The 13,816-nt window shown below is 24.5% G+C and carries 20 protein-coding genes and 1 pseudogene; 11 read left to right on the top strand and 10 right to left on the bottom strand.

Annotation, left to right across the window (positions count from 1 at the left end; all coding sequences use genetic code 4):
- Nucleotides 1-11 precede the first annotated feature (11 nt).
- From ACE38S_RS07070 to ACE38S_RS07100, 7 genes are all read left to right on the top strand, one after another.
- Entirely contained in the window at nt 12-185 is a 174-nt protein-coding gene (locus ACE38S_RS07070) for a hypothetical protein (RefSeq protein ID WP_374697000.1), read from the top strand.
- Nucleotides 151-789, top strand: coding sequence for a hypothetical protein (locus ACE38S_RS07075; protein ID WP_374697001.1), 639 nt, complete (start codon nt 151-153; stop codon nt 787-789). Before ACE38S_RS07070 ends, ACE38S_RS07075 begins: the two co-directional genes overlap by 35 nt.
- Nucleotides 790-973: 184 nt before the next feature.
- Nucleotides 974-1,750 carry a hypothetical protein gene (locus ACE38S_RS07080; RefSeq protein WP_374697002.1) on the top strand — a complete coding sequence of 259 codons (777 nt, stop codon included), beginning with the start codon at nt 974-976 and terminating at the stop codon, nt 1,748-1,750.
- 461 nt (nt 1,751-2,211) lie between these two features.
- Nucleotides 2,212-2,442 (top strand): hypothetical protein, encoded by a 231-nt coding sequence (locus ACE38S_RS07085; RefSeq protein WP_374697003.1) that lies wholly within the window; start codon nt 2,212-2,214, stop codon nt 2,440-2,442.
- Between the two features lie 1,043 nt (nt 2,443-3,485).
- The gene (locus tag ACE38S_RS07090) at nt 3,486-4,004 is read left to right on the top strand and encodes an ETX/MTX2 family pore-forming toxin (RefSeq protein ID WP_374697004.1); all 519 of its coding nucleotides are present in this window, start codon (nt 3,486-3,488) and stop codon (nt 4,002-4,004) included.
- A complete protein-coding gene (locus tag ACE38S_RS07095; protein WP_374697005.1) occupies nt 3,923-4,342 on the top strand; it encodes an ETX/MTX2 family pore-forming toxin in 420 nt (139 codons plus the stop codon). The genes ACE38S_RS07090 and ACE38S_RS07095 overlap by 82 nt, the downstream gene beginning before the upstream one ends.
- 12 nt (nt 4,343-4,354) lie before the next feature.
- On the top strand, nt 4,355-4,858 hold the full coding sequence (locus ACE38S_RS07100) for a lipoprotein (protein ID WP_374697006.1): 504 nt from the start codon (nt 4,355-4,357) through the stop codon (nt 4,856-4,858).
- A 14-nt stretch (nt 4,859-4,872) separates the two neighbouring features.
- On the opposite strand, the gene ACE38S_RS07105 is transcribed toward ACE38S_RS07100, so the two are convergent.
- From ACE38S_RS07105 to ACE38S_RS07150, 10 genes are all read right to left on the bottom strand, one after another.
- Nucleotides 4,873-5,055, bottom strand: coding sequence for a hypothetical protein (locus ACE38S_RS07105; RefSeq protein ID WP_374697007.1), 183 nt, complete (start codon nt 5,053-5,055; stop codon nt 4,873-4,875).
- A gap of 447 nt (nt 5,056-5,502) precedes the next feature.
- On the bottom strand, nt 5,503-6,252 hold the full coding sequence (locus ACE38S_RS07110) for a hypothetical protein (protein ID WP_374697008.1): 750 nt from the start codon (nt 6,250-6,252) through the stop codon (nt 5,503-5,505).
- Between the two features lie 96 nt (nt 6,253-6,348).
- The gene (locus ACE38S_RS07115) at nt 6,349-7,335 is read right to left on the bottom strand and encodes a hypothetical protein (RefSeq protein WP_374697009.1); all 987 of its coding nucleotides are present in this window, start codon (nt 7,333-7,335) and stop codon (nt 6,349-6,351) included.
- Between the two features lie 33 nt (nt 7,336-7,368).
- Complete coding sequence (locus ACE38S_RS07120) at nt 7,369-7,731, bottom strand: hypothetical protein (protein WP_374697010.1); 363 nt, start codon at nt 7,729-7,731, stop codon at nt 7,369-7,371.
- 46 nt (nt 7,732-7,777) lie between these two features.
- The gene (locus ACE38S_RS07125) at nt 7,778-8,248 is read right to left on the bottom strand and encodes a hypothetical protein (RefSeq protein WP_374697011.1); all 471 of its coding nucleotides are present in this window, start codon (nt 8,246-8,248) and stop codon (nt 7,778-7,780) included.
- Between the two features lie 3 nt (nt 8,249-8,251).
- On the bottom strand, nt 8,252-8,593 hold the full coding sequence (locus ACE38S_RS07130) for a hypothetical protein (RefSeq protein WP_374697012.1): 342 nt from the start codon (nt 8,591-8,593) through the stop codon (nt 8,252-8,254).
- Nucleotides 8,594-8,610: 17 nt separating this feature from the next.
- Nucleotides 8,611-9,069: a hypothetical protein gene (locus ACE38S_RS07135; RefSeq protein ID WP_374697013.1), complete on the bottom strand. Its 459-nt coding sequence runs from the start codon at nt 9,067-9,069 to the stop codon at nt 8,611-8,613.
- A gap of 11 nt (nt 9,070-9,080) precedes the next feature.
- Nucleotides 9,081-9,479 (bottom strand): hypothetical protein, encoded by a 399-nt coding sequence (locus tag ACE38S_RS07140; RefSeq protein WP_374697014.1) that lies wholly within the window; start codon nt 9,477-9,479, stop codon nt 9,081-9,083.
- Nucleotides 9,460-9,951 carry a hypothetical protein gene (locus ACE38S_RS07145; protein ID WP_374697015.1) on the bottom strand — a complete coding sequence of 164 codons (492 nt, stop codon included), beginning with the start codon at nt 9,949-9,951 and terminating at the stop codon, nt 9,460-9,462. Before ACE38S_RS07145 ends, ACE38S_RS07140 begins: the two co-directional genes overlap by 20 nt.
- Nucleotides 9,906-10,190, bottom strand: coding sequence for a hypothetical protein (locus ACE38S_RS07150; RefSeq protein ID WP_374697016.1), 285 nt, complete (start codon nt 10,188-10,190; stop codon nt 9,906-9,908). Before ACE38S_RS07150 ends, ACE38S_RS07145 begins: the two co-directional genes overlap by 46 nt.
- Before the next feature lie 959 nt (nt 10,191-11,149).
- Here ACE38S_RS07150 and ACE38S_RS07155 point away from each other — a divergent pair.
- The 4 genes and pseudogenes from ACE38S_RS07155 to ACE38S_RS07170 all read left to right on the top strand — a co-directional run bounded on the left by ACE38S_RS07155 (nt 11,150) and on the right by ACE38S_RS07170 (nt 13,814).
- The gene (locus ACE38S_RS07155; RefSeq protein ID WP_374697017.1) at nt 11,150-12,100 is read left to right on the top strand and encodes an IS30 family transposase; all 951 of its coding nucleotides are present in this window, start codon (nt 11,150-11,152) and stop codon (nt 12,098-12,100) included.
- A gap of 462 nt (nt 12,101-12,562) precedes the next feature.
- A pseudogene (locus tag ACE38S_RS07160) lies at nt 12,563-12,703 on the top strand (IS3 family transposase); the annotation flags it as partial.
- A 656-nt stretch (nt 12,704-13,359) separates the two neighbouring features.
- A complete protein-coding gene (locus tag ACE38S_RS07165) occupies nt 13,360-13,530 on the top strand; it encodes a hypothetical protein (RefSeq protein ID WP_374697018.1) in 171 nt (56 codons plus the stop codon).
- A gap of 92 nt (nt 13,531-13,622) precedes the next feature.
- A complete protein-coding gene (locus ACE38S_RS07170; RefSeq protein WP_374697019.1) occupies nt 13,623-13,814 on the top strand; it encodes a hypothetical protein in 192 nt (63 codons plus the stop codon).
- Nucleotides 13,815-13,816 lie beyond the last annotated feature (2 nt).

A 13,816-nucleotide genomic window follows, 5' to 3' on the forward strand; every position in this document is an offset into this window, starting at 1 on the left:
GGTTAATAAATATGCAAGAATTTAGTAAAGTTAACAACAAAAAATGAATTACTAGTTATGAACATTTAAATAAAAAATATGATTTAAATTTTAGTGATTATAATTTTGGTTTTGATTGAGAAGTATTTAAAGACTTTGTTGGTGATACTTATGCTCGATATTTTACTTCGCCAAGTTTTTTTTAAATTTGTTTCAGCTGGAAGAGGTACTAATAAAACATGAAATTATTTAGCAGAAAAATTATTTTTTGCTTTTAATTTTACCGATGCTTCATCTAATATTTTACGAAGATATGCCAATACCCATGAAGATACTACATTTGGCGATACAATTAATGTATGTAACTATCTATATGATAAATATGGAATTGATATAGGACCCGAAAATGAAAATAGAATTGTTTGACCTAAAAATGTTAAAGAAGGTGGCGAAATTGTTTTTCCTAGTGGTGTTTGTATTACTTTTGCGGGATATGCGAATGGCAATAAAATTATGGGGAAAGTTGGTAAGGGAAGCGGGATTATATCGGCATGAACTGACGAAATGATCCATGCCGAAGAAAAAGAAATTTTAACCGATAAAGAACTAGATAAAAGATATAATAATTTAAGAGTTTCAATGTTCCGTTCTAAAAGATTAAAAGTATCTTATGAAAAATATACGGATGAAAATGATAATGAACAATATAATTTATATAATCCCATTCCAGTCAAAGAATTATCTTGGACATTTCAAGAATGAGATAATATAGCAAAAAAAATACATAACTGTAACAACATATTTTCATAAAATATATTCTAATCAATTTACTTTTAATCCCTTTGATAAATACCATGTATTTTATGAAAAATTTGTAACTCCATTTTTACCATTAAATGAAAGAATTAAAACTATTTTAAAAGAACACAATCAAGTATATTCAGAAAATAAACAAGCATTTAATGATTTAGGTGTTTTTAATTTACGATTAACAATGGGGGCTGTTTGAAATAAAATACCTGATATTACAAAAAAACTTGTTTTAGCAAATAAAGAAGAACGACCCGATTTATTTGAACTTGAATACTATGGTTTTGAATATAATGATAATGACCCCGGTATTTATGTTTTACGAAATTATCGTAAATATATTAAAGATTATAATCTACAAGATTTTTATAATACCAATACAAAACAATATCAATTTAATAGTCATTCAATTGGTATCGATTATGCTAATGGTAGTGAAGACCATACGGTGTTTTTATTTAGTGGTTATAAAATTAATGAAAATAATGAATATGATAAGTATTTAATTGAAGAAAATGTTGTTACACCAAAAAACGCAATGAATTTAAATGAAATAGTTGAATATTACGGACAATGAATAATTAATACATTTGATAAATTTGATGGTTTTGAATATGCTACATTTCATTATGATATTAATGCTCATGACTTTATGCAAAAATTGCAAGAAGATATTTATCCTTATTTAGGTTATAAAATTAAAATGTTTAAAGCCAAAAAACATCAAACATCACTAAATAAAGAAGCGGGCATAATTAATCGTGTAACATGAATAAGAAAAATGTTTGTTAAAGGCAAAATATATGGCACATTAGATAACTTCCCATTTTTAGATAAGTGCATTAGTGAATTAAGGTTTAGCAATAGCAAAACAAACACCCCCGATAGTAAAATGTATCATGACCCATATGATGCTTTGTTTTATGGTTCTTATCCGTATCGTTTTAAAATGAGAATATAAAATATGTTATAATATTATTGAAATAAGATTAGAGAATATTTCACTTAATTTTTATCTATATTTTTATTAAATCTGTAATAGCAGATTTTTTTAGGTTTTGGGCGAGCGGTTGATTTTCATAAGTTTGTGATAAAATGCCTTAAAGTTTAAAAAAAGTTTTGAGGTTCTTTCAAACAAATTTAGGAACCTTTATAAAATTCTTCGCTTAACGCTTAGAATTTTTCCCAAGAATTTTGAAAAAGCTTGCAAAAGTTTTTTTAAACTTTAAGGCATTTTATCACAAACTTATGAAAATCACCGCGAGCCCAGATTAGTGTAATATAATCACAATAATAATTATTCTAAATGAATCTCCTTTCTAAAATATATTTAAAGTGCTTGACTTGCATATATATATATATATATAATGTCAATAGATCTTGATAAAAAGCTTCAGGATAAAAGAAAGGAAAATATATTAAATGAAAAAACTTTTAAGTTTATTAAGTGTATTAACAATTAGTGGAACTGCTGTACCAACAACAATTGCTGCTAGTTCTTATCGAAAACGAGAAAAATTAAATAGTGATATTAATGATTTACAAGCAAACAATCTAGAAGTTTTAGCTAGATTTAAAAGAGAAGAAAATACAAACCAACAAAAATCGTTATTAGAACAAATGGTGCAATTAATTCTTCTGGTGTTATCTTAAATAATAAACTTTATTTTGGATCAGAAGATTATAAAGTATATGAATATGATCCAGAAACAAAAATACAAAAAGTTGTAATTACAACAAATGGTATTATTGATTCTTCTGGTGTTATATTAAATAATAAACTTTATTTTAGTTCATGAGATGGCAAAGTCTATGAATATAATCCAGCAACAGAACAACAAAAAGTTGTAATTACAACAAATGGACAAGTTCATTCTTCTGGTGTTATATTAAATAATAAACTTTATTTTGGTTCATGAGATGGCAAAGTCTACGAGTATAACCCAGCAACAGAACAACAAAAAGTTGTAATCACAACAAATAGAGTTTTTCATTTTTCTGGTGTTATCTTAAATAATAAACTTTATTTTGGTTCATTAGATGGCAAAGTCTACGAATATAACCCAGCAACAGAACAACAAAAAGTTGTAATCACAACAAATGGTATTATTAATTCTTCTGGTGTTATCTTAAATAATAAACTTTATTTTGGTTCATTAGATGGCAAAGTCTACGAGTATAACCCAGCAACAGAACAACAAAAAGTTGTAATCACAACAAATGGACAAATTTGATCTTCTAAGATCGTATATAATAATAAATTATATTTTGGTTCATTTGATCATAAAGTCTACGAATATAACCTAGCAACAGAACAACAAAAAGTTGTAATAATTGCAAATAATCATTTTACTTATTCTTGTGTTGTATTTGATAGTAAATTATATTTTGGATCAGATGATAATAAAGTTTATGAATATGATCCAGCAACAGAACAACAAAAAGTTGTAATAATTGCAAATAATCATTTTACTTCAGGGTTTGTATTTAATAATAAATTATATTTTAGTTCACTGGATAATAATGTTTATGAATATGATCCATTTTTAATAAGAAAACAAAAAGTTGTAATTACAACAAATGGACAAGTTCATTCTTCTGGTGTTATATTAAATAATAAACTTTATATTGGATCAGATGATAATAATGTTTATGAATATGATCCATTTGAATTAAATAATTTTAGTATTATTAATATGAAAGATGAAGTAGAAAAAGGAATACATTTATATTATAAAAAACAAAACCCCCATTATAAAATAAAAAATATTTCAAATATTAATTTAGAAAATTTGATAGTATCTAATATTTTTATAGAAGAAATACAAAAAAATAAATCATTTAATTTAGAAAAAGAGCTTGAAAGTGTTTGTAAAAATTCTGAATCAACATTTATAAATGATACTGATATTGAACAAATTCAATATACTATTTCTTGTTCTAAACAATTTACAGAAACAAATACAATTCAAAAAATGAATGGATTTTCTAAATCAGATTCGACAGCAGATAATAAGAATTGAAGTGCAAATGTAAATACTAAAATTACAACAAAAGCTAGTGGTTCGGCTGGTATACCATTTGTTACAGAAGGAAAAGTTGAAGTTGGAATTGAAGTTGGAGGCGGATATACATGAGGGGGTCAAAAACCTATACCATATCAGAGACTTCAAGTTCTGCCGATACAAAAATTAAAACAAATACAAATACTATAACAGTAAATATTCCATCTCAACCAGTAAAAATACCTGCCCACAGTAAAATTACAATTTATAATAATTCATGAAAAAATAATATACAAATTATTTTAAATATTTTTCAAAAAGTTGAAGGTACAGTTAGTGCAAAAATTATTAATGAAAATAATAATGAAACTGTGGTTGCTATTTCAATTAAAGATGTCATGAAGGCTTTATTAGAAAAAAGCATTTTACCTTCAAAAATAAAAATAAACAATGATGATAGTATAAATTTTTGTTATGATATTAAAATTAAGAAAGAAATAATTATTCACAGTACTAAAATTGGAAAGATTATTCCTTTGAATGTCTAAAAAATTATAATAATGAAAAAAATACTGGGTATTTTAGGAACAATCACTTTAATTGGAACAAGTACAACAAGTTTAATTGCTTGTAATACATCACTATATAGTGAAAAACAATTAAAAGAACTAAAAGAAAAAAATAATATAAAAACAAAAGATGGTATTTTAGAATGAATAGCACCAGAAGAAAAACCATTTAATCAAATTGATAATAAATGATATTTTGTTGTGTGGTGTGGTGATAATAATAGTGATTGAAGAATTGTTAAATTTAAAAATAATATAGATTTAAATATTCCTGCAGGAAAAAGAAATCTTGATAATTTAAGTGGTTATAATTTAAATTTAACTAATTCAGGTATTAAGGGTATTAATTTAAATATATATAAATCTGCTATTGTTGCATTTTCTCATTGATGAGATAGAAGTGATGATTATTTTAAATCAGTTTATCTTTGAAATAATGATAGCGAGCCAAATATAGGTGTTAAAAATAAATTAAAAAGTTATTTAAATTTATAAATTTAAATAACTTTTTATATTTCTAAATTAATTAATGATAGTTTTTCATTGTTTTTATTAAATAATTCTAAATTATTAATATTAATTTGTTCTTTTATATATGGATAGGAAAATATTATACTATTTGATTGTTTTAAAAAATTAACAACCGCTATATTTGAATATGAGTTTTCATCTTCAACGCCATTTTTATACAAATATCAAGTATTATCTTCAATTAATTGAAGATATGTATTTCTATCTTTTCCATTAACTTTTGTTCCAATCGGAGTATTTTGAATTAATTCTAAGTTTATATCTTTTCCTTCAATAATTTTTTCATTTGTTTTTTCTATAAAGATTATAATATCATAATTTCCATAGCCCCATATGCCTGATATTTCAATTTGATTTAAATCAAATAGTTTAATATAATAAATTATTTTAATATTATCTTCAACTAAATTTTTAGTTATACTTGTCCAAACTGTTTTTGAATAAAGTAATTTATCTTGTTGCGAAAAATAGTTTAAATAGTCTTCTATTTTATCATTAGAAATAATTAAATTTGTTAAATATTTGCCATATTCTCCATCTGATAATTTAATTTCAGCAGGAATAAGAGAAGGAATATTGTTTGTTTCTAATTCATTTGTTATAGATAATTAATTAAAATAATTTGCTTCTAATTGATAAATATGATTTTCTGAAATATCTTTGTTTTTAACAGTTACTTTAATTTCATTATCATCATTGTTGATATTATTTTGATTCTTTAAATTTCAATCTATAATTTGTTCTATTTTAGGTGAAATAAATGGTGTATTTGGCTCGCTATCATTATTTCAAAGATAAACTGATTTAAAATAATCATCACTTCTATCTCATCAATGAGAAAATGCAACAATAGCAGATTTATATATATTTGCTAAATTATACTTGCACTTACAAGTATAATTTAGCGTTTTAATTGTTTTGTTTAAATCTTGTTTTGTTCTTAGTTGCTTGTATGTTTGAAATGCTACGCCACCGCCCAGTAAACTAGCAACAGCACTATCTTCTAGCGTATTTAACAATTTATCTTTATTAAAGTTATTTTTAAATTGTTCTTGTAACTTTAATATCTTAGCAATTGTCCGATATATTTTAAAACTATCTTTTACTACTTGCTGATAAGGAACCGGTGCAAAAGAAACTAAATTAAACAAACTTGTTTTATTAAATCCCCAACCAATAAACCACTCACTGTTCATATAGAATTTAAACGGTTCAGGAGATAAAACAAATTGTTCTGCTTTGATTAAAGTTGTCATAACGACAATAGGGGCATATTTAGGGTTTTTATAATATATTGTTAAAGCAACACAAACTTCACCCGCAACTGATAAAGGAACAATTTTAACGGCTAAAAACACCTCAGAACCATAAGGAAACGGTATAATAATTGTCTTTTTTGAATGGCTTTTGTTTCAAAATTAGAAAATATTTTTTTAGTTTTCTTTGTAATTTTACTAATTACTTTTTTTAATCGTAATTATTTGTTTTTCAATTGGAGCTAATAATTTTTTAGTTACTTTTTGAAGATAAAAATTTGGGTTTAAATGATTTAAAACATTATTTAATTTAATTGGTGTTTGATGCAAGATATTTAATAATTTATTATGATATATTTTACTGCCGCGCATTAAATTAGCGCTTAATAGTAAATTTTTACCAACACCTTTTTGATGAAGATTAGCCATAATGTTATATCATTCATTAGTACTAATTTTGCTTATTTTATCAATATTTAACTCGTATTCAGATAGTCATTTATTGGCGTTTTTTTCATTTATGCGGGGTATTTTTTGAACTAACGTCGGACTTATCTTTTGAAGGTTTTTTTCAATTTTTAACAAATTATTAATTGTGTTTATTTTAGAAACTTTAAAACCTTTATAAAAATCATTGCGGGCTAATTTACCAATTGTATATAATAAAGTTTCATTATTAGCCTGCTTTGTAAAATCAAATATTAATTTATCAGATAAAATTTTTTTACCTGTAACTTGTCTTACAACATCTTCTAAGTTATTAGCAGTTATTACACTTAATTTTTCAAGTAATTTAGTTTCTTTTGATAATTTTAAAATTCTAGTTGTTCGAGCTGCTCGTGTTATTTTACCAACACCACCAATTGCTGGTAATAAATTTAAGGCAGTACTTTTTGCAGTTACTTCTGATGTTAAACTATCATATATTTGATTTACAGCAAAATCTGTTACTGTTTCTACTCCAAATGAGATAAATGCTGCAGCAAAATTAGATAATCCCGCACCAAAACCAAAAGCAGATGCAATACCACCAGTTAAAACTGATAAACCAAGGGCTAAAACTTGAATTCCTAAAAATTCTAATAACTGTAAACCAAAACTTTTTTCTTGTTGTTGGATTGACAATCTAGTTGGATTTTTTTTAACAGCATAAATAAGGGCTGTTTTAGATGTTCCAATTGGCATATCTATCAAACGAAAAAGTACTATTTTTAGTACTTAAGAATTTTTAATTTTAACATCAATCGGATTTGTTTGACCAGTAGCGTTATTTTTACCTTGAATTTGAACTTCAACAGTTTTATCATTTGTAATATTAATTGGTCAATCCTCACCTTTGCTTTCAATAAAGTAATCATAATCACTTTCCGTTAAAGAACTATCTACTGTTTTTACTGCTTTTAAAACAGCATCTTTAAATTGTGGTTTTAATTGTTCTGCTGTTGCTTGTGTTGGGTCTGTTACATGAATAGTTGGTTTATCTAATTTATTAATTTTGCTAATATCAATTTTAGCAACGATATGTTTAATAATTCCTTTCGGTTCAACTACCGCTCCCCCTAAATATAAAACTCTTTCCATAATTAAAGTATTACCATTCCAGTGCCTAATGCAGCAGCACCAACCCTTAATGGAGTATGGTCTTTTTTGCGTAAGATAAGAGGGCCATATTTTTTACTAAATTTAAAGGCAATTGCATTAACACCTTCTGGTAATAAACTAATTGTTCCTTCTGAACCATCTTTATTAATAATTGATAATTTTTAGGCACCATATAGTATGTTGTTCCTTCAACAGTTTTCATTGCTCCACTTGTTGTGATTACACTATTTATTTGGTCATTTGCTCCAAGTTGTAACTGTAATTTATTACGAATTCCACGAATAAAATCAGCCGAACCTAAAACAACTGTTTCTGATGGAGTAAAGCCATTTTCATATATTTTATCCATAATTTCATCATGAATTTGTAAAGCGTTTGTATCATCTGCTTTTTGTCCTTTAATAGTTGTAACTGTTTCTTTATTAATAATTTCTAAAATTTTATTGCGTTTATAAGCAACTTCAGTATCCATTGCTTGCTCAATATCAGCAGCCAAAGATTAGGGATTAAAATCACTTTCTACAGGGTATAATTTACGAGCAAAAGTTAAAATTGTATCTAATTCAACAATTCCATCTTCAAATTCCACTGTTGAATATTTTAGTAGATTATCATCGGCATTAAATACTTGTCCGTTAGTTCCTAAACCTTCATTGTATTTAATATTTTTCTTTCTTTTATATGTTAAACCAAATTTATTTGCTTCTTTTCACGCAAATAAAGCTTCTCAACTAAATTTTTGTTGATAAGTTTGTAAATATCATTGTTCAAATGTTTCTCGGTCTTGTTTTGTTGCTTGGTTAGCAATATCACCAAAAATTCTTTGTGGGTTTTGTGCCATAATTTATTTCCTTCTTTCTATTTATTAAATACATTGTCTGTATCTAAAATATTGTTTTCTTTGTTTTCTACTTTTGGTACGCCACCAGTATTAACTGTTTGTACCTTAATTAATTCATCATAAACACTTTGAAATTGTGTTTTAATGATTTCAATATCATCAGTAATATCATAAGACTTTAATAAAACATTTTTAAATTCTTCATTATCAGTTAAAGAATTAATAAAGTCAATTACTTCAATTTGTTTTAATTGAATTGTTTGTTGTTTAATTTGTGAAGTTAATTCAGTATTTTTTGTTCGTAGTTCGTTGATTTGTTGATTACTATTTTCTAAATTACTTGCATTAAATTCTTCAACTTCATCAATATTTTCCAAAATAATTTCAGCATTTTTAATATCAAAACTACCATCTTCATTTTTAGTTGGTTCATTATTTTCATTAATAAGAACATATTTTACATTTTTTAATGCCATCGTTTTTCCTCCTATTTTTTAATATTTGTATTTGTTCTTTTTCTAATCGCTTTTTGTATAATTTCAAAACTATCTACTCGAAAAGATAAAAAATAGCGTTTAGTTTTTATATTTAACTGATTAAATACTGAGCCTTTAATTTTTATTTCATCATCTTTTTTTAATTTCAAAAACTCGGTTAAAATAGATAGACTATATATTGATAATGTTGAATAATTTAATCCGTCTCATTGACATTTAGCAGAGCAAGCATCAACTTCAACACCACCAGCAACCAATGCCTTAATTTTAGTTTTAATAGGATTTTCATGTAATCTAACAGTTAATTCTAATTTATTAACTCTTTTATTTTTCATTTTAGGTTTATTAGTTATTGATTTTTTAGGTAAATTACTTTTTGTTTGTGCCATTTTTATCAACTCCTTTTGATAAAAAATATTGTAAATGTTTCCAAGCATCGTGTTCGTGCTCTGTCATTTTAATATTTCCTTTATAAACATAATTTTTCTTAACAACTGGTGATTGTAAAAAATAATTTAAATTAAATCGATATTTACATAAAACTTTTAAACCACCAATAAATTTAGGAGTAGATAATGGATTTTTTATTTTTAAACCTTTATGAAGTTGATAATCTTCAATTATTACAAGAACTTTATTTAAATAAGAACAAGTTTTATTTTTAAATTCATTTAATATTAAATAGATATTATTTATTGCTTCTTCTTCATTTTTAGAATGAAAGGTAATATTATTAATTATTTTCTTTTGTAAAACGTTATAAATAATAATACCAGTTTGACCAACTCCAACAGGGTCAATTGCAATAATATATTTTAATTTATTTGGTTTATTTTTTTCTCAATTTGTAATATTCTTCATCCATCGGAAGCTAAATCTAAAATATCGTTAATTTTGTAATGTTGCATATAAGAAGCAATAACATCTCACTTGTCTTTAAATAAATTTAAGTACATTTTGGCTCATTCTAAACATTGCAAATCATAATGATTTTTATGATGTGAAATATGACAATTAACAGGCTGACAATTAACTCAATCAAATGATATTGTTATTTCATTTCAAGTTTTATTAATATACAAGCTTTTATATTTTGTCATTTATCTATACTCCTTAATTCTTTTTATTTGTTGCTCAAATTTCATCATTAATATCATTTACCGTTACCGGATAAGCTCGTATCATTAATTCTTGTAATTTACTTTCATTTTTTTTATTGTGTTTTTTTGTACTACAACATCTTGCTTTTTTATTTGTTGGTAGTAAGAAAAAAGTTTATAATTTGCTTTCATCAAATATTTTCCTTTCTGTAAAAAAACATAATATTCCTTTATTGGTTAATATTTTGATATTTAGTAATTTATTTTATTAGTATTTAATTACTTCGCCGCCCGCTTCACTTTGAAGGTGAGCGGGAGCGGATAGGATATTTTGATAGAGTTTATCCCCCATACGGAAATAAACAAAAAACAGTTTACCTAGTTATTAATTACGCTTCATCCATCCTTAGACAACTTTATATAAAGAAAATAACCTTTTGGAGTTTTCCAACCCTCTTGTTTTTTTAGTGTCCGATATTGTTTTTTTTCGGTTTAACAGCACTCTTTTTATGAAAACAAGCCAAAAAACACATGCTCTGACATTTCGCAAGTGATTAATCTTGCCGAGAATTAAAGAAATAAATAGGATAGTAAATCCATTCGCTTTCACACTTTCTTTCTTTAAGGCTTCGTGCCATAGATGGGTTATCCATCTTTAAGCATCAAAAAATATTAAGTTTTAGGGGTTGCATTATTCATCGGATAATACCTTTATTTAAAAGGAAATTTATAAAAATATCGTTTATTTTGTGTAGGGAAAACAGAATAATATCTGTTTTTATGATAAAAATTCTAAATTTAAATATACTATCCGATGAATAATGCAAATAAATTTATGTTTTTTAATATAAGCTAAATTATACTTGTAAGTGCAAGTAAATAAAATTGCAAAAAATTTCATATAAAAATTTCATGATGCTAAGTTTATTTTAGAAAAATTAAAGCAAGGAGTTTTTTATATGGGATATAAACATCTTGGCATAGATGAAAGAATTTATATTGAGAATCAATTGAAATTTAAATTAAAAATTAGTGAAATAGCTAAAAATCTTAATCGAAGTATTAGTACTATTATTCGAGAAGTTAATAGAAATAAAGATAATAATCATTATTTTTCATTAATTGCACAAAATAAAGCAGAAAATAGAAAACAATCACATGTTTATTTTCATAAGTTTAAAAATAGAGAATTAGTAAAATATGTACAACAAAAATTATTATTAGGTTGATCGCCTGAACAAATTTATGGAAGAATTAAAAATTTTCATAAAGAATGAATTATTAGTTTTAAAACAATTTACAATTGAATTTATTCTGGATTACTTGAAAAGGTTACTAATAAAAATTTAAGAAGAAAAGGTAAGAAACGAAAATCTCAAGAAAATCGCGGTAAATTTAATGGTAAATCAATTAAAGAACGAAATGTTAATGTTAATAATCGCATAACTGTTGGCCATTGAGAGGGTGATACTATAGTATCATCGCGAGGTAAAAGTAAATCATGTTTAATAACTTTAGTTGAAAGAACATCAAGATTTACTTTAGCAATGTTAGTTGAAAATAGAACTACTAAAGTTATTAACGAAAACATTAGCCATTATTTATCAATTCTTCCAAATAATCTTGTTAAAACTATAACATTTGATAGAGGTAAAGAATTTGCTAATTGACAACAACTTGAAAAAAATTTAAATGTGAAAATTTATTTTGCTAATGCATATTCACCCTGACAAAGAGGTACTAATGAAAATACTAATGGGTTGATGTTAATAATTATGAGCAAAAAGTTATCATCGCATTTAATGCAAATCACCAAAATTTATGGAGCTTGTAAAATTAAAGCTTTTTTAATCAGAAAAGATATTATCTTATCACGAAGAAAAATTCACCAAATTATGATTAAAGATTAGTTAGTATCTAAATGCACCAAATTAAAATATCGTAATCATAAGTTGGTGGTTAATAACAACGAAATTAGCAACGTTTTAAACCGTGAATTTAATTATAATAAACAACCCAATGAAGTTGTTGTTAATGATTTAACATATGTTCAAGGTGGTGCTAAATGACATTTGACATTATCCTTTATTTGTTGATTGACTTGTTTAATCGTGAAATAATTGGCTATAGTGTCGAGACAAATAAAATAGTACAACTAGTGCAATAAACCTTTTATTCAATTACAAGACCATTAAAACAAATTACGTTATTTCATACTGACTGGGGGCAATGAATTTAAAAATAAAATCATTGCCAATACCTTAAATACTTTTAACATCAAACGATCATTAAACAATAAAGATTGTCCTTATGATAATGTTATGGATGAAACAACTTACAAAAATTTTAAAACATAATTTGTCAAGAGGCAAAAATTTATAAATTTAACCCAATTAAAATACAAATTATTTAACTTTGTGCATTGATATAACAATATTCGAATTCACAGTAGTTTAAATTATTTAATACCTTTTGAATTTATAAAACAACAGTCCATATTAAAAGTGTCATAAAAATGATTTCCAATCCAAAATGAAGAATATAAAAGATAAATATTGACAATAAAATAGTTTGATTTAAAGTAATATTGTAAGTGGAATGTTTAAAGCGTTATAATTTCTTAAATTATATAATTTATTCTATAATTATTTATAATACAAAAAAACAAGTTAAATCTAACCAATAAATTAAAAATAATTATTAAGGTTATTTAAATACATATAGAAAATTAACACAAGAAAATAATTCAAACAATTTAACAGTTAAAGATATTGCTTTAAATTATAGAGGTAATAAAGTTATTTAAGATTTTGATGTACGAGTAAATTAATATTTTAAATATAACGTTGATATGGACATAATACAATTAATCCAAGTAAAAATCGTGGTCAATTAAAAGATATGTTAAATTTATTTAGTGTTATGATTAATTATATTATTAATTTACCAATAGATATAACAAAAAGTATTGCATGAACTCAAAGAGATATTCCTATTGTTGATATTTTTTTAAATGCAATAAGTTTAGAGATCACGATTTATTGAAAAACTATTGATATTAATACTAATAACTTATATCCAAATATTAAAACTAGTATACTTTTATTTATAGATAAAGCAAATCATAATTTTTATGATGAAAGTTATTGACATATTGTTGAAAGTTACGATGGTACACAAGCAAAAAATCAAAGTAAACACACCTTTAGGTGCTTTTAGATATAATACTCAAGATGAGGTAAATGATATTATTGATGCTAGTATAAGTAATACAAGTTGATTATTTACTTTAACAGTTAAAATAACAGTCTCAAAATGAGATAAAAAACAAATTAAATAATATGGGAAAAATTATATAATTAACATTATAATTATACCACAATCATTTAATTATGAATATAGTGTTTATTTAATTAATGAAGAAAGTTTATTTTGACAACAATGAAAAGTGAAAATCTATTAACTTATATTGTTGGTTGTGGTAAAAAATATATTGGTAAATATATTATTGATTTAATTGGGTTTTATAATTTAGGTAAAACAGTATGTCGTATTTATATGTTTTCAAATGATGTTAATTTATATTATCTATATTCAATTATGAATTATTTTTTTAGTTTATAAAT

Origin of the sequence: Spiroplasma endosymbiont of Polydrusus formosus, assembly GCF_964263245.1 — a bacterium.
Taxonomy (GTDB): Bacteria; Bacillota_I; Bacilli_A; order Mycoplasmatales; family Mycoplasmataceae; genus Spiroplasma.